The sequence below is a fragment of the Desulforamulus ruminis DSM 2154 genome, assembly GCF_000215085.1.
In the GTDB taxonomy this organism is placed as follows: Bacteria; Bacillota; Desulfotomaculia; order Desulfotomaculales; family Desulfotomaculaceae; genus Desulfotomaculum; species Desulfotomaculum ruminis.
Genome location: NC_015589.1, coordinates 630,589 through 650,969 on the forward strand (window position 1 = coordinate 630,589; position 20,381 = coordinate 650,969).

Below are 20,381 nucleotides of genomic sequence, written 5' to 3' on the forward strand. Positions count from 1 at the left end.
TAGCTCCTTTCAATATAAAAAGTTTTTAGCTAACTAAGGTACACTGACTCCCGTAAGAAAAATGTTCAGTGTTTCCCTTGTGGTCTCTTCTAATAATTCCTTATTTCGATGTAACAAAAATTGCAGGCTTAGACCATCAAAGATGGCGAAAAAGCAAAGGGTGAGAACTTTGGGGTTAAGGGACTTAAATTCCCCTTTCGCAATCCCTTCCTCAATAATTTTAAAGATAAAATTTGTGGGCTGGTCTATATCCATATTCATTTTATCAATGGTTTCTTGATCCTTACTTTGCAGCAGAAACTCCAGCATTAAGGCGGAAATGGAGGTGTCAATATTTCTAATACGCTGCTCTGTAAATAACGTTAGCTTGTCTGCTGTGGAATGGGTTTTGTTCACGCTGGCTAGGTAGTTATGGCGCCACTGGTTAACCCAACGTTCAAAAAGATAGAGGAAAATATCTTCTTTACTCTTAAAATGCCAATAAATGCCTCCTTTACTAACCCCGGAAGCCTTAACAATTTCGTCTACGGAAGTTGCACCATAACCGGACGCTAAAAAGCAAGATAAAGCGGCATCGGCGATGATGTCTTTTTTGGGTTTATTCTTCAAAATACGACCTCCTTCTCCAAACAGACCAGTCAGTCTGTTTTGATTGTATAGTTAGTAGAAAGGTCTGTCAATAAGTTTACATCATAGAAAACATGATAAATTTTAGCAAAAGATGTTTTATTGGTTGTCAACAGAATAAGAGGCCGTTATTCACTTTTCTCACGGGTATGATCCAGTTTTTTACCTCCAAACAAGTAAAAGTGGAATGCCGGTTTTGACAAACCTTTAGAAAAGGTCGGTAAATATGTTGCCCCTTTCGCAGTGTAAAAAAGATCTGAAAGAAAGACTTCTTATTATAAGACGAAGTATTGAATAAAATAATGACATGCCGTTAAAATTAGAAAGAATAAGAATTTATTAAATTAATATTAGGAAATTAAAAAATTTGAAAAGATGCCATAAATTTATGATTGCCATGACCAGTTGATCTCTGCTATGATAAAAAGCGCGCTGCCGCTAATGATCTGGATTAAGCGGGCGGGGCAATAAAGTTTTGAAAAAAGTTCTTGCATTATGATTGGATAAGTGTTAACATAATAAATGTCGCTGCAAGGCGCAAACAAAAATTACCACTTGATAATGAGGTATAAAAGTGGTAAACTAAAATTCCGGTTGCGGGACCGGAGAAAACAAAGAAGAGACCTTGAAAGAGGTCGAAGCTGGTCTTTGAAAACTAAACAGAACGATGATGGATGAAAAGCGGGAAGCCAAAGTCGGGTGAGAACCCGAGAGTAGGCGGACCAAAAACAATCCTCGTCAAAGCGTGAAAACGCTAGCGAGTAATTCAGAACACAAGAGCAAATCAACTCTTGAAAATATTTTAGGATATTTTATGGAGAGTTTGATCCTGGCTCAGGACGAACGCTGGCGGCGTGCTTAACACATGCAAGTCGAACGGAGTTTAAAATGAAACCTAGTGATTTTTAAACTTAGTGGCGGACGGGTGAGTAACGCGTGGATAACCTGCCGGATAGACCGGGATAACAGTTGGAAACGACTGCTAATACCGGATACGCTCCTAGGAACGCATGTTCTAAGGAGGAAAGATTTATCGCTAACCGATGGATCCGCGTCCCATTAGCTAGTTGGAGGTGTAACGGACCCCCAAGGCGACGATGGGTAGCCGGCCTGAGAGGGCGAACGGCCACACTGGGACTGAGACACGGCCCAGACTCCTACGGGAGGCAGCAGTGGGGAATCTTCCGCAATGGGCGAAAGCCTGACGGAGCAACGCCGCGTGAGGGAAGAAGGCTTTCGGGTTGTAAACCTCTGTCTTAAGGGAAGAACAAAATGACGGTACCTTGAGAGGAAGCCCCGGCTAACTACGTGCCAGCAGCCGCGGTAAAACGTAGGGGGCGAGCGTTGTCCGGAATTACTGGGCGTAAAGGGCGCGTAGGTGGTGCATTAAGTTAGAGGTGAAAGTGCGGGGCTTAACCCCGTGAGGCCTCTGATACTGGTGGACTTGAGTGCAGGAGAGGGGAGCAGAATTCCCAGTGTAGCGGTGAAATGCGTAGATATTGGGAGGAATACCAGTGGCGAAGGCGGCTCTCTGGACTGTAACTGACACTGAGGCGCGAAAGCGTGGGGAGCGAACAGGATTAGATACCCTGGTAGTCCACGCCGTAAACGATGAGTGCTAGGTGTTGGGGGTATCGACCCCCCCAGTGCCGTAGTTAACACAATAAGCACTCCGCCTGGGGAGTACGGTCGCAAGACTGAAACTCAAAGGAATTGACGGGGGCCCGCACAAGCGGTGGAGTATGTGGTTTAATTCGACGCAACGCGAAGAACCTTACCAGGGCTTGACATCCTCTGAAAAGTATAGAGATATACTCCTTGCCCTTCGGGGTAACAGAGAGACAGGTGGTGCATGGTTGTCGTCAGCTCGTGTCGTGAGATGTTGGGTTAAGTCCCGCAACGAGCGCAACCCCTAACATTCGTTGCCAGCGAGTAATGTCGGGAACTCGAATGTGACTGCCGTTGACAAAACGGAGGAAGGTGGGGATGACGTCAAATCATCATGCCCCTTATGTCCTGGGCTACACACGTACTACAATGGCCGGTACAGACGGAAGCGAAGCTGTGAAGTGAAGCAAATCTGAGAAAGCCGGTCCCAGTTCGGATTGTAGTCTGCAACTCGACTACATGAAGTCGGAATCGCTAGTAATCGCAGGTCAGCATACTGCGGTGAATACGTTCCCGGGCCTTGTACACACCGCCCGTCACACCACGAAAGCTGACAACACCCGAAGCCGGTGACTTAACCGCAAGGAGAGAGCCGTCGAAGGTGGGGTTGGTGATTGGGGTGAAGTCGTAACAAGGTAGCCGTATCGGAAGGTGCGGCTGGATCACCTCCTTTCTAAGGAGAACTTGAGGAATACCTCAAGAACTCTGGTCGATCGTTCATCATCGAACTGTTTAGTTTTGAGAGACCTGAAATCAACCAGGAAATACCGGTTGATTTTAAGTCACTCAGCAGGTAAAATCATAAATCCAGGCCTTTCAGAAGCGAAAGCAGATCAAAGGCCGACCGTTCCTTGAAAACTAAACAGCGAAAGAAGTAAAGCGTCGTAGAACAATTTTGCAGGTTATGAAAGTAACCGAGCGAAGGAAGTAGGTCAAGAAAGAAAGGGCATACGGTGGATGCCTAGGCGCTAAGGGCCGAAGAAGGGCGCGGTAAGCTGCGAAAAGCCACGGGAAGCCGCAAGCAGGCGTTGATCCGTGGATACCCGAATGGGGCAACCCGGCGGAGCAAACCTCCGTCACCCTGTGCTGAATCCATAGGCACAGAGGAGGGCACCCGGGGAACTGAAACATCTAAGTACCCGGAGGAAAAGAAAGAAACATCGAACCCCCAAGTAGCGGCGAGCGAACAGGGGCGAGCCTAAACCAGTGAACTTCGGTTCACTGGGGTTGAGGGATCCTCATCAAGTGATTGCTAGTCCTAGTTGAAGCTGCCTGGAAAGGCAGGGCACAGAAGGTAAAACCCCTGTAGACGAAAGGACGAAAATTGCAGAGGACATCCCAAGTACCGCAGGACACGAGAAACCCTGTGGGAATCCGGGGGGACCACCCCCCAAGGCTAAATACCCTAAGCGACCGATAGTGAACCAGTACCGTGAGGGAAAGGTGAAAAGCACCCCGGGAGGGGAGTGAAAAAGAACCTGAAACCGTATGCCTACAAACTGTCGGAGCACGTTAAAAGTGTGACGGCGTACTTTTTGTAGAACGGACCGGCGAGTTACATCCAACGTGCAGGTTAAGGCAGGAAAGCCGGAGCCGAAGCGAAAGCGAGTCTTAAAAGGGCGAAAGTACGTTGGAGTAGACCCGAAACCTGGTGATCTACCCATGTCCAGAGTGAAGCTTTAGTAAAATAAAGTGGAGGCTCGAACCGACCTTCGTTGAAAAGGAGGCGGATGAGATGTGGGTAGGGGTGAAATGCCAATCGAACCAGGAGATAGCTGGTTCTCCCCGAAATAGCTTTAGGGCTAGCCTCGGAGGATGGATTGCGGAGGTAGAGCACTGAATGGGCTAGGGGCCTTCACGGGTTACCGAACCCAATCAAACTCCGAATGCCGCAATAACTAAGACTCCGGGAGTCAGACTGCGGGTGCTAAGATTCGTAGTCAAAAGGGAAACAGCCCAGACCAACAGCTAAGGTCCCCAAGACAGGCTAAGTGGAAAAGGATGTGGGGTTGCACAGACAACCAGGATGTTGGCTTAGAAGCAGCCACCATTGAAAGAGTGCGTAATAGCTCACTGGTCAAGTGGCCCTGCGCCGAAAATGAAACGGGGCTAAGCCTGGCACCGAAGCTTTGGATTGTCGAAAGACAGTGGTAGGGGAGCGTTCTTATCGAGTGGAAGCAGTACCGTAAGGAGCTGTGGATTGATAAGAAGTGAGAATGCCGGTATGAGTAAGCGAAAAGGCAGGTGAGAATCCTGCCCGCCGAAAACCTAAGGATTTCTGGGGAAGGTTCGTCCGCCCAGAGTAAGTCGGGACCTAAGCCGAGGCCGCAAGGCGTAGGCGATGGACAATCGGTTGAGAATCCGATACCACCTAAGACCGTTTGAGGATGGAGTGACGCAGGAGGGTACGTTGAGCCGGCGGCTGGAAAAGCCGGTCCAAGCTTGTAGGGTGTAAGATAGGCAAATCCGTCTTACGGGAAGCCCGAGGAGTGAAGGGGAGCGAAAACAAGTAGCGAAGCAGCGGATCCCAAACTGCCAAGAAAAGCTTCTAACGAGGTTTGTAGGTGCCCGTACCGTAAACCGACACAGGTAGGTGGGGTGAAAATCCTAAGGCGCGCGAGAGAACCCTCGTTAAGGAACTCGGCAAAATGACCCCGTAACTTCGGGAAAAGGGGTGCCTCGGTATCGTGAAAAATGCACATTTGGAGCGAGAAGAGGCCGCAGAGAAAAGGCCCAAGCGACTGTTTACCAAAAACACAGGTCCCTGCTAAAGCGAAAGCTGACGTATAGGGGCTGACGCCTGCCCGGTGCTGGAAGGTTAAGGGGAAGAGTTAGACGCAAGTCGAAGCTGAGAACTGAAGCCCCAGTAAACGGCGGCCGTAACTATAACGGTCCTAAGGTAGCGAAATTCCTTGTCAGGTAAGTTCTGACCCGCACGAAAGGCGTAACGATTTGGGCACTGTCTCAACGAGGGGCTCGGTGAAATTGTAATGACGGTGAAGATGCCGTCTACCTGCGACAGGACAGAAAGACCCCGTGGAGCTTTACTGTAGCTTGACATTGGGTTTTGGTATTTGATGTACAGGATAGGTGGGAGACTGAGAAGTATGTACGCTAGTATGTATGGAGTCGCCGTTGGGATACCACCCTTTAGATATTGAAATTCTAACTTGATACCATGAAGCTGGTAAAAGGACCGTGTCAGGTGGGCAGTTTGACTGGGGCGGTCGCCTCCCAAAGAGTAACGGAGGCGCCCAAAGGTTCCCTCAGCGCGGAAGGAAATCGCGCGTTAGAGTGTAAAGGCAAAAGGGAGCTTGACAGCGAGACCTACAAGTCGAGCTGGTACGAAAGTAGGGCTTAGTGATCCGGCGGTGCCGAGTGGAAGGGCCGTCGCTCAACGGATAAAAGCTACCCCGGGGATAACAGGCTTATCTCCCCCAAGAGTCCACATCGACGGGGAGGTTTGGCACCTCGATGTCGGCTCATCGCATCCTGGGGCTGAAGTAGGTCCCAAGGGTTGGGCTGTTCGCCCATTAAAGCGGTACGTGAGCTGGGTTCAGAACGTCGTGAGACAGTTCGGTCCCTATCCGTCGCAGGCGCAGGAAACTTGAGAAGAGCTGTCCCTAGTACGAGAGGACCGGGATGGACGGACCGCTGGTGTACCAGCTATCGTGCCAACGGTAATGCTGGGTAACTAAGTTCGGAAGGGATAAGCGCTGAAAGCATCTAAGCGCGAAGCCCGCTTCAAGATGAGGTTTCCCACTTGAAAGAGGTAAGATCCCATGAAGACGACATGGTAGATAGGCCGGGGGTGTAAGGGCAGTAATGTTTTGAGCCGACCGGTACTAATCGATCGAGGACTTGACCTAGAAACGACCTTTACGAAAAGCGCTGTTTAGTTTTCAGGGAATGAATAAGTCAATAAGTTTCTGGTGACGATACCGGAGGGGATACACCTGTTCCCATCCCGAACACAGCAGTTAAGTCCTCCAGGGCCGATGGTACTTGGGGCTCACGCCCCTGGGAGAGTAGGTCGTCGCCAGAATATTTTTTAACCCCACTGCCTAAGCAGTGGGGTTTGTTATTTGTAAATATGACTTTTTTCCTATCCATCTACATCTGAAACAACTTCAACTTGCTGGGGAATAAAGTTTGTTCCGGACCATTTTAAAGTGGTTCTTACATAGCCAATGGTCTCGGCATTATATCGTCCAATGATTCTTTGCAGTGCGATAAGTTCCAAAATACCGTCCTGATCAACGTCTACGGGATTAAGTCCGCCCAAGCCAAGTACGCTGCCTTCCGTGGGAGTAATTAATCTTCCGCTGGTATCGTATAGGTCGGAAAATTCCTCCTTGTAATTGCTGATGTCCAAGGTAAAGGTCCGATTGCCATTGATTTGAGCTACCCGAACCTGATAGTTATCTTGAAAAGTCACTTGGAATTGACTGCTGGCATTAAATTGGTCATAGTCAAACATTTTCACCAGGCGATTATCCGTCACCGAATAGACGTAAGCAAATAAATAGCCGCCACTGCCGCCGGAATCCATCCGCAGCAGAATATCCGGCACTTGATCCCCGGTAAAATCCCCTAAAAATAAATAGGCACCATAACCGGAGTTTGAAGGAGGAGTGGTGCAGATGGTATTGGCTGTTTTGCCATCTTCCACGCATAAAGTGATGTTTTCGGAAAAAGGGCTGTCCGGATCCGGTTTATCCCCCCTCAGAAGAATTCTGTCCGGGGTTCCGTCTCCGTTGACATCCGCTTCTGCGGAATCAAGTACAACCTGTCCTGAATTAGACGGATTCCCTGGAGGATCGTCGTCTGTATTTAGATAGGAGACGCCATCCAAGGGCGTCAGAAGCTGTAGTGATGGATTGCCGCTGCTTAGCCCAATCATATAGGCACTATAGGCTCGCCCGGCGGAGAGGCTTTGATTCGGAACATTTAAGATGACATTACTGGTATCGGCAAGCTGGGTCTGTAAAGTGTAGGTGCCGGGAGGAAGGGGCGTATAGTCTGTGCTTTGTTGATAAGAAACATTAGAGAATAGAGTCCTTTGATCCGGCAGTGTAACATCTACAGCAGGCGTGTCGGGAGAAAGATGAACAAATTTAAGCAAAACCCCATTGGGGTTCAGCGGTGTAGCGGGCTGGTCGGAAATAGCCCGTAGCGCCGTTGCGGATTGCTTACCGGTTATGGCTAGGGTTTGTATGGAGTCTGGTGGGATAGTCAGGTTGGTTTCCAGTACCGGCTGTTCTCTGGAGCCGGCCGGATAGATTTGGATGTTGTAATTGCCTGTTTGGACCGGCCGGTATTCTGTAAAATTTCGGTAGCTTAGGCCTGTGGCGATCCGATCGTTATTGGCATAGACATCCATCGGAGGGCTGTCCGGAGAAGCATGCAGTATTCTAATATAAGAAGACATTCGAATCAACGCCTTTTCTACAATATACTCTATAATATGTTAGAAAAGGCTAAATGTGCCAAATAGCAAGGCCGATGTATGAGAGATCCAGCTTTGATGTTAAGATTGGCTCATGAGCGAGGTAATCACAGCGTATACCGATGTGCTGAAGACCAGCAGGGAGACGCCCTGTTGAAACTTGGGCTGACTGACCTTGGGAAAAATAAGATATCCCAGATGGCCGCCCAGGATGGCCAGGGGGATTAAAGATAAAGCCGTAAAGACCGTATTCTGATCCACTCCGCCTAAATAAATCAGTAAAGAAAGACTGCACAGGTAAGCCAGGATAAAATAGGCTGCTGTTGTGGCGCGAAAGTGTTCTTTAGGAAGTTTCTGATTGCTGAGAAAGAGAATTACAGGAGGTCCCGGCATACCCACGCTGGAGGTTAAAAAGCCGGAGATGGAACCGGCCGTAGCCTCCCAGATCCTGCCGGCTACATTTTTTGCCGTGGCTCCGCTAATAAGGATCAAACTGAAAATGCCGGTCACCAGACCAATAATAAGTTTTAAAAGATGCACATCGGAAGAAAAGAAAACATATGCGCCTAGGGGAATCCCCAGGATGCTTCCCAAAAATAGGTTTTTGACCACAGGGACCAAAACCTGTTGGCGTACTTTAAAGGTAAGGGAAGAAAGAGAGGCAATGGAAATAATGGCGTTAATAATTACAACGTGATGGGGATCGTAAATCAGAAGCAGTAAGGGCATTGATACCAAAGCAAAACCAAAGCCGGTGATTCCCTGGAGGGATGCGGCAAGAGCCACGATGAAGGCGGAACCGAGCCAGGGCAAAAGATTTTCAAACATGATAAAAGAGGTCACTTCCTTGTTGCAATGTAAAGCAGAATCATAGGGAACTATTTTTATTATATCTGGGTAATGACAAAAATGTAAGAGAATAAGATCAAATAAAATCACCCACCGTCAAAAATTAAACAGTGGGTTTTGATGATTCCCCATCATGTAGTGTTGTTGCGGCTGCAATGGCGGCCCCAACACCGGAACCACCCCGGGTCAGTTTGAGGGTTACTTTGTGGGAACAGTTACTGTAGAAACCGGTTAAAATTTCTTGGACATGGCTTGTAAAGGAATTCATTTTTTCAAATAAAGTACCGTCTACCGCAATGATGTGATCCGATCTAAGTTCAGGGTCTATCTGCTGTAATATGCCAATATAAGTAGCGGCAACCAGTTGGGCGGACCGGGCGGTAACCAGAGCGGCGACGGTTTTTAGGGCCTGACGTTCTTCCAAGGATGAATAGAAGATACCCCAGTTGGAATTTAACCACTGAGAAATTTTTTCTAAATGGGGGGTTCGGTCTTCAAGAAAACAGGACAGGTCAACCGCCTTGATGGAGTGGGGCCTTTCCATAAAGTCTGGAATTTGGCGGAAGAACAGAAGATTGCTGCTGATAAGATGACCTAGAATCAACCGGACGATTTCGCCAATATAGCGGCCGGAAACGGCCTTTTCCAGGAATTGCTGGCCGGGATCTTCACTGGATTGATCCAGCATGCTATCGAAGGGGGTAAGGGGTATTTTGTTAAAATTACCTGATTCCAGATTGATAATCATGGATTGACCGGTTAAAGGATCTTTCGGCTCGATATAACAAGTGTTATGTCCGGTACCGCAAATAGACCCGATGTGGGCCCGGGGATTGGCGTAGGATGCCGTTAAAAGGGTGGCCGTCGTATCATTGATAATGGCAACGGGCTTAATGTTTACCATATGATTACGGTGCAGTGCCTGCTCCAGAAGCCCTGTTACTTCGTGTCCTTCCACACCGGCGGTATTAAATTCCTTGGTCCAGTTGATTAAAACCGCACGGTTTGCATCCAACTGCCGGCAGGGAAAGGAGAAAGTATGACCCAGAAGGTAGGTGGATCCCGGATCGATCATTTCCTTTATGCGGTGAGCGATAAAATCAAAAAGATCCGCTGCGGTAGTTTGTTTTGAGGTATAGTTATATAATCCGGAAGGGTCTATGAGGAGAAAGGAGCGTGATTGTTTTATTTCATAGAGGCCCCGGCCCAATAGCTGAACAATTTGCAGCCGTACATTGGTTCCACCGAAATCAATGCTAAAAAAGGTGCCTGTTTCTTGCCCCACAGGTTTATTTAAAAAGGTAGGAAGCATTTTAAGAGAGCTGTTTCCGCCTGAACCGGCCATCATCTCCTGTTGAAAATTCCGGGCCAAGGCCAGTAAATCTAAATTCAAAAAAAGGGTTTTTAGGTATTCCAATTGCCCCACTAAAGTTTTCGGGTTCATCTTTTCAGTCCCTTTTCTTTTGAATCAATATTTTCGTTCCAGAAGAATAATCCTAAATGCAGTCAGGTTGCAGCCTGTCAAGTTTCCCTTACTTTTGGCGTACCATTAAAACCAATAATCCGGATATTTTCGCTGGGACGAACAATTGTTAAACAAGGCTGCAATCAGAACCAGCAGAGCGGCCCCTAAAGCCACGGGGGAAAATATGTAGCTAAAGTCCTGCCGGGTGAATACGGCCATAAAGGCAGTGGCTCCGCCGGGAGGGTGGAGGGTATGAGTCAGGTTCATAAAAAGAATTGCCAGACTGACACCCAGGGCGACGGTCCACCAGTCATTCCCGAATAACTGATAGGTTATGACTCCCGCTATGGCAGATACCGTATGTCCCCCGATTACATTTCTAGGCTGCGCCATGGGTACATGGCAGGCAGCGAATAAAAGAACGGCGGAAGCCCCCAGGGAGGGTACCAATAAAGGCAGGCTATGATTGGTATTTAAAAGGGCAATAAGGCCAATGGCCAAAAAGCTGCCAACTCCCGTAAAGAGCAGGTTTTTAAGTTGTACCGGCTGGGGAGCAGGGCATTTGCCGCCCCGCATTTTGCACAGGTATAATGATAGTATTGCCGGACTGGGCTTTTTAAGATAAGCTGCCGAAGCAGAAGATTTATTTTCTTCCATGAGGGCATCTCCTTATGAAGTGTCTGGGCAGAGTCTGCAATGAGTTATCTTTATTTTCGGGGTATGATCAAGGATTTTTAGACGGCTATTTATAAAATTATAACGGTTGCTCTTTGAGTATACCGTTAAAAAGATCACAGAGTTTATGTCTGCTTGACGACAATTTTTATTTTTATTTTGACTTGCGTCCGGTTCCTGCTACATAATTGGTTTAAATAAGTCCCGCCAAGGAGATTTCAGTATGCAGATCAACAGGCAAACAGAGTATGCCATTCGAACTATATTAGAATTAGCCAAACAGCCCTGGGGGAGTATGATGAATGCCAGGACCATATCGGAGAAGCAAAAGATACCGGAGGTTTTTCTTAAAAAAACCATCCAGTTGCTCTCCCGTGGCGGGTTGGTGATTACCCAGCGGGGAACTCAGGGAGGCGTAAAATTGGCCCGCTTACCCCAGGAGATAACCCTCGGGGATGTAGTGCTGGCCATTGAAGGGCCATTGGCTTTAAATCCCTGCTTGAACGATCAATATCATTGCGAAAATAAACCGGAGTGTCAGGTTCACCGAATCTTAAGACGGACCCAGAATGCGGTGGCCCGGGAATTAACCAGGGAAACCTTTGCCGATATTTTAGCAGGTCGAATTTTTTACGAAATTGATTCTTAGTATATGAAAAAATGTCCACCGTTGTTTATTAGACAGATAATCGAGGGAAACTATAAAAAAACTTGGTAAGATTCGATTTTAAACTGTTGAAAAACAGGGATTCGGGGGATTTGGAAGAATAATACTTAATATTTGCTCGGCTTACCTTAGCTTTAGTTTTAATCAAATAGGGGGTGAGAATGATTTGAACCAATGTTTCAATCTTTCGACCGTTGTAGACCTGGCCGCCAGCAACAGTGTTAAGGGTGTACAATATTACCGGAGAATGCAGGAAATGGCTGAAGATTCTGTGGCCAGAGAAATCTTCCACCGCCTGGCTGAAGAAGAAGGAGAAGAACAACGGGCTTTATTAAAGGTAGCCCGGGCAGAAGCCGAAAAGGAACAGAACGGCATGAACGAGCAGACCTATTGTTACTTAAGTGCCTTGGGCGACGAGCTGAAGTTTCCCTATGACTATCTTGAAGAATTTAAGGCCGTAAGCCCACGGGAAGCCCTGGAGATTGGCATTCAGGCTAAAAAGGACGCCATTTTGCTGTATCATGAGTTCTTAAACCGGTGCGTATCCCAGGAGGCCAGGAATATTCTGCTGCATTTGCTGGAGAGCGAGCAAAGGAACCTGCTGGAGCTGCGGGACTATATGCGGGAAATATGTCCAACGGGATGTAAATATCCCCCTAAAAATGGAAATACTGATGATCAATTATAAAATTTTTGTTAAATATTTCTGTTAAGGAGGAAACCATCGATGTCTAAATATGAATGTGATGTGTGCGGCTATATCTATGATCCGGCCAAGGGAGAAGGGGACATCCCCCCGGGTACCGCCTTTGAGGACCTTCCCGAGGATTGGGTTTGTCCTGAGTGCGGGGTAGGCAAGGAGAACTTCAGCAAAATAGATTAATCTCTAAAAAGCCACGAGGATACTTTGTATTCCGTGGCTTTGGTTTGCGTCTGCATGATAAGTCTATTTAAAATTTAGTCCCTTTCCTCAGCAGCAGCCGTTGCTTCCATAAATCTTTTAATGGATTTTGAAACTTCGTCCCCATGTCCGGTTATTAAATGGCCGCCTGTGGCAAAGAGAGACGTTTGAGGATGTACTCGGGCAATAAATTTTTCTACTCCTTGGAATTTGGCCATAGCATCATCCTTAGCATGTACAATTAGAATCGGCACGGTAATTTTTTCCACCGGATAATTATCATAGTTTATATCCATGTCTAAATTTGTAATGGTTATGTCTGCTTCTATCCCGGGTTTACGAGGCCTTACCGGAAGCATGGTTTCATACAGATCCTTGGCGACAGTAGAACCAAACATGCTATTTAAAGCGAATTTCAAATATTTCACTGTAAACCACATGGGAAAATCGTTTATTAACAGGGCGGGAGCCCCTTGTATTTGGGAAATTTCCTCACGGGACCTTTTCGCTGTGGGAACACCGGATGACAATAAAATTAATCCCTTAATACGTTCCGGATAGTTTAGAGCCAGTTTTATTCCTGCTGCCCCACCGGCAGAGGATGCAATCACAAAGGTTTGTTGAATGCCCACTTTATCCAGCAGGGCCACATAGGCCTTGGCCTGATTTCCGGGAGTAGGTGTAGATGGTAAGCTGGAACTGGGATAGCCAAAGCGTGACGGCGCCAGCTTCCGACATTCATCTCCCAGTATCTGCGTTAATGAAACAAATGCCTGGCCGTATCCCCCAAGGATACCGTGAGCGAGAAGCACAGCTTCTCCCGTTCCAAAATCAAGATAGCTTACCTTCCCAAACTCGGTATCCGTGGACTTAACCGGATCCAAGCCTTTTATAAGCCCGGCGAATATCTATTTTATACTGGATGACCGCAACAAGAACAATTACAAGAACAACAGATAAAATGACCGCCCACATATGTCAGCACCATTTTCTTTTCTGTTTTTATTCCCTATTTTAACAAAGATTTTGTATATCCCCCAGATTGGTCAAGGTCTTTTGAAGTAAGTTGATGCGAAACTGCCCCGGAGCAAGAGATTGGGATGACAGTTTATCCTGCTTTATTCAGGAGAGTTTGTTGCCGGTTCTTGATTCGGCTTGGGGCGGGGTGGCCGAGGGCCTAGGTATTGGTAATACTGGCATTCCACCCGACCATTGTATAATTTACGTTTTTTATCAGCCGGCCGGCCAAAAAGTTTTTCAAACTGAGAGTAAGAAGTAATGACAAAACAGGACCAGGTATCGAAGTGATGGGTATAGGTTTCCCCCATTTCCCGGTATAGTTTTTCAACCTCCCGGGCCTCTCCCAACCGCTCTCCATAAGGCGGATTGGTGATGATAAAGCCATATTTTTGCTTGCTGCGGACCTTGGCCACCGGTACCTGCTGAAAGTGGATGGAGTTCTCCACTCCGGCTTGCCGGGCGTGGTAGCGGGCTAGGCTCAATACTTCTTTATCAATATCCGTACCGTATATTCTTAATTTTGCTGCCCGGTCGGCCAGGTCCAAAGCTTCCTGGCGGGCCTTAAGCCACAGGGTTTCAGGAATGACGGGCCAGGATTCTGCCGCGAAGGTCCGCCCCAGGCCTGGAGCCAGATTGTGTCCTATAAGGGCTGCTTCAATGGGGATAGTACCCGAACCGCAGCCTGGGTCCAACAGGACCCGGTCCGGATACCAGCGGGCAATGGAGATTAATCCGGCAGCCAGGGTCTCCTTGATGGGAGCCCGGCTGGACAGCTTACGGTAGCCCCGCTTATGCAAACCGGCGCCGCTGGTATCAATGGTCAGCGTGGCCATATCCTTCAGCAAAGCCACCTCAATAGTGTAGCGGGGACCGGTTTCATCAAACCACTCTTTCTTATAAACCTGTTTCATTTTTTCAACCACTGCTTTTTTTACAATGGCTTGGCAATCCGGCACGCTGTGCAGTTGAGATTTAATAGATTTACCCTCCACTGGGAAATGAGCGTTTTCCGGCAGCCAATCCGGCCAGGGAAGTGCTTTGGTTTGCTGAAACAATTCTTCAAAGGTGCTGGCCCGAAACTCACCCATCTTGATAAGCACCCGGTCGGCGGTACGAAGCCAGAGGTTTCCCCGGCATACCGCCAGCTCGTCGGCTACAAAAGTAACTCTGCCATTTTCCACCTTTACATCTTCATAACCCAGGGATTTTACCTCGTAGGCCACCACCGATTCCAGCCCAAAAGTGGCAGTGGCAATTAATTCTATTTTAGTCATAACCAATACTCCTCAGGATGTAATTGATCCATCTTGCTTGCTATTGTTTCCTCTAAACACCAAGTTTACCACTTCTTATTTATGGAATACAAGATAAAACGCAGAAAGGAATAATAGCGTAATATTCCTTGTTATTTCCTGCTTTTTGGCCGGTTTTTGGAGCATACTGATGAAAAAGCTGCAAGTTTGAGTGGTAATTGAGCTAAAATAATTAATTTTTGTATTGAAACTGGCACAGGGTTAAAGCATAATTAAGTTAACCCAACTGGTTGTCTAACCGGGGAGATAATTTCAAAGGAGGAACTTAATTATGTTCATGGTAACAATCGACAGAGATAAGTGCGACGGCTGTGCAGCCTGTGCTGATGCTTGCCCTGCAGGGATCCTGGGGATGCTTGATGACGGCAAAGCCGACGTAACCGGTGAAGCTTATGATTGCATGGGTTGCGAAACCTGTGTAGCAACCTGCCCTAACGAGTGCTACACAGTTACCGAAGTATAATTCAATAAAAATAATATAAAACTGCCAGTCCGTATGGACTGGCAGTTTTATATTTCAATGCTTAGAATTCTTTTGGTTTAAAGGTGTTGCAGGCGGTATTGTCTGTAGTAGAAACACGCTTGGTGCCACTGGATAAAACTTCTATGCCGTCTGCGTGGCATTCAAAATTTTTGTTGTAATGGCACTCTTCTACTTTGCATTGGGATACTTTAGACATATGCATTCACCTCCCAAAATAAATTCTTTTTATATTTTCTCCACTGTTGAAGAAGTTATGATTCTTGTTTTATCCCAGATAAGCAAAGGATTACTGTTTTTTTTCTTTTTGTGAAAAAGAGTTACTTTTCGTATAAGTTCCCGGAACAATATAAAAAATGGTGGATTTTTCCTCTCATTGACAACCCTTGAAAGTTTCTGTCGGAATAAAATGCTACAATTGTTAATATTTACCTGTTATAATTTAGCCAGACAAAACATATAAAGGGGTGCCTTAGCAGTGGGAAAGAAAGTAACATTCTCTGAAGGAGCAGAGTTATTAGGGGTGCCAATCAATACCATTAGCAAGTGGTTTAGTCAAGGAATGTTTAAAAACGTGGAACTGGACAGAAGCAATATTGGCAGTCCGACTTATTTATTGAGGGTAGAGGAATTGTTGGCCATAAAAGATGCCCTGGAAGCTGAATTGAAAGGGCGGGAAATGGCTAAACAGGAAATTGCTGCAGCTCAGGAAAAAAATAAAGAAAAGAAGGATGAAGAAATAAACGTAGCCAGGAGGAAATTAAGTTTGGTAAAACCAAGCGGCAAGAAGCAAACGCCCCAAGAGAGTAAAAACCTTTCCACCGATAAAGAAAAAGAAATTGTTTTAAGAGTTCAGGAGGACATGGCCCTAAGTTTAATCAATACACTGGTTTCATATTTAAATAATTTTGAACAAAATTTTTTACAGCATTTGGAAGAGCAAGCGGATAAAAATATGGTGAAATACAATACCATGGCCATCGAACACCTGGATACATTAAAAGAGATGTCGGTTAAAATGGAGACTGTGGTGGATGCTTTGCTGAATATGCCTCAGAAGGTTACCGAGGATACGGCAAAAGTAGTGAATGAAATTAAGGAAATGATTCCAGACTTAAATCATTTGGGGAGTAACCCGGAGGCCAATGAGAAGCTGGAGGCCTTTGGGCGAAAGCTGGACAAACTCAGCGAAGAAATCAAAGATACCAAATGGGCTGTGGTCAAGATGGCCCGGGAAAATAATAAGCCCGGCAAAAAAATCAAAAAAGGCAGTAAGTTGCCTACCTTTGGTGTTCCCGGGTTGGTTATGGGCATTGGAAAAATGTTTAGACTGGGTAAATAAAGCCTGCAATCGCAGGCTTTTCTTTTCTATAGGCTATTTTATATTTTTAGACATATTGAACCTATCTTTTGAAAAAAATAAAATCATCTCCTAAGCTTTTTAATTCCTGTAAAATAAATTTCCCACTGAGCCAAAATGAAGCACTTTGTAAATATCTGTTTTTTAATCGATATCCCTTCATGTTATAATGCTTCAAATATATGGATTATCTTTTCGCATTTTCTTGATTTACAAAGTATTACCGGTTGTTCTAGGGAAAACTTATCTATTCATAATGGGAGGTGCTTTTGTGGAGAAAGATGAACAACAAATTTCAGCAATGATTGACAGGCTGGTGGAAAATGCGAAATTGGCCCAGGAGGAGTTCCTGAAATTAAGCCAGGAACAAGTGGATCATATTGTAAAAATGATGGCTATGGCAGGGCTGGATAAACACATGGAACTGGCCAAGCTGGCGGTGGAGGAGACCCAAAAGGGAGTCTACGAGGATAAAATCACCAAAAATATTTTTGCCACTGAGGAAGTATACCATAGTATCAAATACGAAAAGACCGTAGGGGTTGTTAACGAAAATCCCGAGGAAGATTTTATGGAGGTAGCGGAGCCCATTGGCCCGGTAGCTGCGGTTATCCCCGTAACCAATCCCACCTCCACCACCATGTTTAAAGCATTAATTTGTATCAAGACACGGAATCCGGTTATTTTCAGTTTTCACCCCGGAGCCCAGCGCTGCAGCTCCGAGGCAGCCAAAATCATGCTGCAGGCAGCCATTGAGGCCGGAGCGCCGCAGCACTGCATCGGCTGGATTGAACAACCGTCCATCCAGGCCACCCAGAAACTAATGGCCCATCCGGGAGTGGCTTTGATTCTGGCCACCGGCGGGGCAAAGCTGGTATGCTCAGCCTATAGTTCCGGAAAACCTGCCTTGGGTGTAGGACCCGGCAATGTTCCCTGCTATATTGAGAAAACCGCCCACATCCGCCGGGCGGTAACGGATTTAATCATGAGTAAAACCTTTGATAACGGCCTTATTTGTGCCTCGGAACAAGCGGTCATCATAGACCGTGAAATTGCCGATGACACCATACAGCGAATGAAAGAAAACGGTTGTTATTTTTTAAACCCTGCTGAGGTGGAGCAGTTAACCAAACTGGCCACCCATGGGGATTGCTGCCATATCCGTCCTGAAATTGTGGGTAAGTCCGCTGTCACCATTGCTGAAATGGCCGGTCTGGCGGTACCTCCGGATACCAAAATTCTGGTGGCGCCCTTGGAAGGAGTAGGACCCGATTATCCTCTGTCCCAGGAGAAACTGTCTCCGATCCTGGCCTTGTATGTTGTGGAGAACAGTGATGAGGGAATTCGGCGCTGTGAAGAGATGGTGGAGTTTGCCGGACTGGGACACTCGGCCGTCATTCATTCCGAGAACCAGCAGGTAATTGAACAGTTCTCCAGGAGAATTAGGACCGGCCGGATTATCGTCAACTCTCCCAGCACCCACGGAGCCATCGGAGACCTTTATAATACCAATGTTCCTTCTTTAACCCTGGGTTGCGGCTCCATGGGACGGAACTCCACCACCTCCAATGTCAGCGTGCACAATTTAATTAACATTAAACGGGTGGCCATGCGTAAGGAAAAATTACAGTGGTTCAGAGTGCCCGAGCGCATTTATTTTATGCCTGGTTCGGTTCAGTATCTAAGCAAAATGCCCGGTGTGGAGCGGGTCCTGATTGTGACGGATAAAGTGATGGCCGATCTGGGTTACGTGGATAAAGTCATTTATCATCTGAGAAAGCGTCAAAATGACGTTCATATTGAGGTCTTTGACGGCGTGGAACCGGATCCGCCCATGGAGGTGGTAGCCCAGGGGGTGGAAAGGATGAAGCGATTCCTTCCGGATACGCTGATTGCCCTGGGGGGAGGCTCCGCCATTGACTGCGCCAAGGGCATGTGGCTGTTTTTCGAATATCCTGATGTGGAATTTGAGCATCTGAGGTTAAAATTCTTGGATATTCGCAAGCGCACCTATAAATACCCCAAGCTGGGCCGCCGGGTCCAACTGGTGGCCATTCCCACCACCAGCGGCAGCGGTTCGGAGGTCACGGCCTTTACGGTCATTTCCGATAAAGGCAAACAAATTAAATACCCCCTAGCCGACTATGAGCTCACACCGGATGTGGCCATTATTGACAGTGATTTTGTCATGTCCATTCCCCCCAAGGTTACGGCGGATACCGGTCTGGATGTTCTAAGCCATGCTATTGAAGCCTATGTTTCGGTGATGGCTTCCGATTATACCGATGGACTGGCCTTAAAAGCCATTGAACTGGTATTCCGGTATCTTCCCAGGGCTTACAAGAACGGCCGGGACAAGGAAGCCCGGTTTAAAATGCACAATGCCTCGGCCATTGCCGGGATTGCTTTTACCAATGCCTTTTTAGGGATCAACCATAGTCTGGCTCATAAGCTGGGCGGACAGTTCGGCATTCCTCATGGCCGGGCCAATGCACTGTTGCTGCCCCATGTCATTGAGTATAACGCCACCTTGCCAAGCAAGTTTGTCTCTTTTCCCAACTATACCTTTTATGTGGCGCCGGAAAAGTACCGCCAGATTGCCAAACATCTGGGGTTGCCCTGCAGTACCGAGCAAGAGGGTGTCCGCAGTCTGATTTCAGCCATCCAGGACTTAATGAAAGAACTGGAAGTTCCTCAAAGCATTGCAGAATGCGGAGTTGAGAGGAGCCAATTTGAAGGAGTGGTTCATGAATTGTCCGAGAAGGCCTTTGAAGATCAGTGCACCACCTCCAATCCCCGCATGCCTTTGATTTCGGAACTGGAAGAAATTTATCGCAAGGCCTATGTTCGAGGGTAATACCCATATAGAGAAAAATTGCCTCATGGGAACCCGGGATACCTTAAAACAAGGACCCGGGTTTTATCTTTGAGGTTTATTCTAGGGGTTGCCGGACAAAAAAGACGCCCCTGAAAGGGGCAATGAACAGAGGAGGGTCGTGAATCTATTTTAACTATACGATTTATATCTCACATCCTTCTTACAACGGCATTACAAATTTATAAATTGTCAAAAAGTGAAGGATTTTCCGCTGCTGTAATGGATTTGTCAGATGGTTGCAATGCCCTTGCCATGGTTGGTTAGAAAAAAAGTGTTAAAATAACGCAAAGGTGAAAAAGAGGAGGTGAACTGGTTGACTCTGCGTAGAGAAGTCAGCGGACTGCTTAAAGAGGCCCGGTACGACCAACTGGTTGCCCGGACCATGGAAGAGCGGGGCATGATTAAATATCTTTTTCAGCCCTTGTACCATCCCTATGGAGCGGAGCGCTGGAGAGCCATCCGGGCTTTAGGACTGGTAAGCAAGGAACTGGCAAAGGAAGATCCCGTGGCTGCCAGGGAACTAATTCGAAGGCTGCTGTGGTCCATGAATGACGAATCCGGGACTACCAGTTGGAGTGCGCCGGAAGCCATTGGGGAGATGATTTATCATAACCCCGACCTATTTCAGGAGTATATTTCCATCGTGGTTCACGCCTCGGAGGAAGAAATCTTTCACCGGGGCATCGCCTGGACCTTGGGCCGGGTTGGACCTGCTAAGCCGGACCTCGTCCGGGAATTTATACCATTATTGATTCAGTTTCTAAATCATTCCCAATCCGAGGTAAAGGGTTATGCCGCCTGGGCCCTGGGCCAGATTGGCGTCAAGGAGGCTCTGCCCCATTTGGCCAACCTGCTGGATGACTCCGGTGCGGTGGAGGTATATGAGGAACCGAAAGTGACTGTAAAAAGCGTAAATCAATTAGTCCGAGAAGCCATAGAAAAAATAAAGGGCTGTCCTGGCTAAAAAATATGGCTTCTTGTGTATTTTTATGTATTTTTGTGAAATATTTACCCCCGCCGCTTCGTCT

At 47.0% G+C, this 20,381-nt stretch carries 15 protein-coding genes and 3 rRNA genes; 10 read left to right on the forward strand and 8 right to left on the reverse strand.

The annotated features are described in order from the left end of the window. Window positions 1-33: 33 nt before the first annotated feature. Window positions 34-609, reverse strand: coding sequence for a TetR/AcrR family transcriptional regulator (locus tag DESRU_RS03070; RefSeq protein ID WP_013840665.1), 576 nt, complete (start codon window positions 607-609; stop codon window positions 34-36). Between the two features lie 829 nt (window positions 610-1,438). Here DESRU_RS03070 and DESRU_RS03075 point away from each other — a divergent pair. The 3 genes from DESRU_RS03075 to rrf all read left to right on the forward strand — a co-directional run bounded on the left by DESRU_RS03075 (window position 1,439) and on the right by rrf (window position 6,340). Beyond that, window positions 1,439-2,968 (forward strand): 16S ribosomal RNA (locus DESRU_RS03075). 257 nt (window positions 2,969-3,225) lie between these two features. Then, a 23S ribosomal RNA gene (locus DESRU_RS03080) occupies window positions 3,226-6,164 on the forward strand. Window positions 6,165-6,223: 59 nt separating this feature from the next. Next, window positions 6,224-6,340, forward strand: a 5S ribosomal RNA gene (gene rrf / locus DESRU_RS03085). Together the 16S, 23S and 5S rRNA genes form the textbook arrangement of a ribosomal RNA operon. A 60-nt stretch (window positions 6,341-6,400) precedes the next feature. Here rrf and DESRU_RS19700 read toward each other — a convergent pair. The 4 genes from DESRU_RS19700 to DESRU_RS03110 all read right to left on the reverse strand — a co-directional run bounded on the left by DESRU_RS19700 (window position 6,401) and on the right by DESRU_RS03110 (window position 10,715). Continuing rightward, complete coding sequence (locus DESRU_RS19700) at window positions 6,401-7,726, reverse strand: DUF4397 domain-containing protein (RefSeq protein ID WP_013840666.1); 1,326 nt, start codon at window positions 7,724-7,726, stop codon at window positions 6,401-6,403. Between the two features lie 99 nt (window positions 7,727-7,825). Beyond that, entirely contained in the window at window positions 7,826-8,530 is a 705-nt protein-coding gene (locus tag DESRU_RS03100; protein ID WP_187290607.1) for a sulfite exporter TauE/SafE family protein, read from the reverse strand. A 166-nt stretch (window positions 8,531-8,696) separates the two neighbouring features. Next, on the reverse strand, window positions 8,697-10,037 hold the full coding sequence (locus tag DESRU_RS03105) for a hexokinase family protein (protein ID WP_013840668.1): 1,341 nt from the start codon (window positions 10,035-10,037) through the stop codon (window positions 8,697-8,699). 105 nt (window positions 10,038-10,142) lie between these two features. After that, window positions 10,143-10,715, reverse strand: a complete 573-nt coding sequence (locus DESRU_RS03110) for an HPP family protein (RefSeq protein WP_013840669.1) — start codon at window positions 10,713-10,715, stop codon at window positions 10,143-10,145. A 241-nt stretch (window positions 10,716-10,956) separates the two neighbouring features. On the opposite strand from DESRU_RS03110, the gene DESRU_RS03115 reads away from it, so the two are divergent. The 3 genes from DESRU_RS03115 (at window position 10,957) to rd (ending at window position 12,283) form a co-directional block, all read left to right on the forward strand. After that, window positions 10,957-11,382, forward strand: coding sequence for an RrF2 family transcriptional regulator (locus DESRU_RS03115; RefSeq protein ID WP_013840670.1), 426 nt, complete (start codon window positions 10,957-10,959; stop codon window positions 11,380-11,382). 184 nt (window positions 11,383-11,566) lie between these two features. Next, complete coding sequence (locus tag DESRU_RS03120) at window positions 11,567-12,088, forward strand: ferritin family protein (protein WP_013840671.1); 522 nt, start codon at window positions 11,567-11,569, stop codon at window positions 12,086-12,088. 39 nt (window positions 12,089-12,127) lie between these two features. Then, window positions 12,128-12,283, forward strand: a complete 156-nt coding sequence (gene rd, locus DESRU_RS03125; protein ID WP_013840672.1) for a rubredoxin — start codon at window positions 12,128-12,130, stop codon at window positions 12,281-12,283. 74 nt (window positions 12,284-12,357) lie between these two features. Here the strand turns inward: rd and DESRU_RS03130 are convergent, their stop codons facing one another. Continuing rightward, the gene (locus DESRU_RS03130; protein ID WP_013840673.1) at window positions 12,358-13,185 is read right to left on the reverse strand and encodes an alpha/beta fold hydrolase; all 828 of its coding nucleotides are present in this window, start codon (window positions 13,183-13,185) and stop codon (window positions 12,358-12,360) included. Between the two features lie 234 nt (window positions 13,186-13,419). Next, the gene (locus tag DESRU_RS03135; RefSeq protein ID WP_013840674.1) at window positions 13,420-14,595 is read right to left on the reverse strand and encodes a THUMP domain-containing class I SAM-dependent RNA methyltransferase; all 1,176 of its coding nucleotides are present in this window, start codon (window positions 14,593-14,595) and stop codon (window positions 13,420-13,422) included. A 310-nt stretch (window positions 14,596-14,905) separates the two neighbouring features. On the opposite strand from DESRU_RS03135, the gene DESRU_RS03140 reads away from it, so the two are divergent. Further along, window positions 14,906-15,097: a 4Fe-4S dicluster domain-containing protein gene (locus DESRU_RS03140; protein WP_013840675.1), complete on the forward strand. Its 192-nt coding sequence runs from the start codon at window positions 14,906-14,908 to the stop codon at window positions 15,095-15,097. 61 nt (window positions 15,098-15,158) lie between these two features. Here DESRU_RS03140 and DESRU_RS20185 read toward each other — a convergent pair whose 3' ends face one another. Continuing rightward, window positions 15,159-15,314, reverse strand: a complete 156-nt coding sequence (locus DESRU_RS20185) for a DUF1540 domain-containing protein (protein ID WP_013840676.1) — start codon at window positions 15,312-15,314, stop codon at window positions 15,159-15,161. A gap of 279 nt (window positions 15,315-15,593) precedes the next feature. Between DESRU_RS20185 and DESRU_RS03145 the strand changes: the two genes are divergently transcribed. The 3 genes from DESRU_RS03145 to DESRU_RS03155 all read left to right on the forward strand — a co-directional run bounded on the left by DESRU_RS03145 (window position 15,594) and on the right by DESRU_RS03155 (window position 20,317). Next, the gene (locus DESRU_RS03145; protein WP_013840677.1) at window positions 15,594-16,457 is read left to right on the forward strand and encodes a hypothetical protein; all 864 of its coding nucleotides are present in this window, start codon (window positions 15,594-15,596) and stop codon (window positions 16,455-16,457) included. Between the two features lie 274 nt (window positions 16,458-16,731). Then, window positions 16,732-19,332 (forward strand): bifunctional acetaldehyde-CoA/alcohol dehydrogenase, encoded by a 2,601-nt coding sequence (gene adhE / locus DESRU_RS03150; protein WP_041275272.1) that lies wholly within the window; start codon window positions 16,732-16,734, stop codon window positions 19,330-19,332. Window positions 19,333-19,657: 325 nt separating this feature from the next. Further along, window positions 19,658-20,317, forward strand: a complete 660-nt coding sequence (locus DESRU_RS03155) for a DVU0298 family protein (protein WP_238446355.1) — start codon at window positions 19,658-19,660, stop codon at window positions 20,315-20,317. Window positions 20,318-20,381: the final 64 nt, after the last annotated feature.

Excerpts from the sequence above, each read along its gene's own strand:
- DESRU_RS20185 (WP_013840676.1), bottom strand. The coding sequence starts at position 15,314 with ATGTCTAAAGTATCCCAATGCAAAGTAGAAGAGTGCCATTACAACAAA.
- DESRU_RS03110 (WP_013840669.1), bottom strand. The coding sequence starts at position 10,715 with ATGGAAGAAAATAAATCTTCTGCTTCGGCAGCTTATCTTAAAAAGCCC.
- adhE (WP_041275272.1), top strand. The coding sequence starts at position 16,732 with ATGGGAGGTGCTTTTGTGGAGAAAGATGAACAACAAATTTCAGCAATG.
- DESRU_RS03140 (WP_013840675.1), top strand. The coding sequence starts at position 14,906 with ATGTTCATGGTAACAATCGACAGAGATAAGTGCGACGGCTGTGCAGCC.
- DESRU_RS03115 (WP_013840670.1), top strand. The coding sequence starts at position 10,957 with ATGCAGATCAACAGGCAAACAGAGTATGCCATTCGAACTATATTAGAA.
- DESRU_RS03105 (WP_013840668.1), bottom strand. The coding sequence starts at position 10,037 with ATGAACCCGAAAACTTTAGTGGGGCAATTGGAATACCTAAAAACCCTT.
- DESRU_RS19700 (WP_013840666.1), bottom strand. The coding sequence starts at position 7,726 with ATGTCTTCTTATATTAGAATACTGCATGCTTCTCCGGACAGCCCTCCG.
- DESRU_RS03135 (WP_013840674.1), bottom strand. The coding sequence starts at position 14,595 with ATGACTAAAATAGAATTAATTGCCACTGCCACTTTTGGGCTGGAATCG.
- rd (WP_013840672.1), top strand. The coding sequence starts at position 12,128 with ATGTCTAAATATGAATGTGATGTGTGCGGCTATATCTATGATCCGGCC.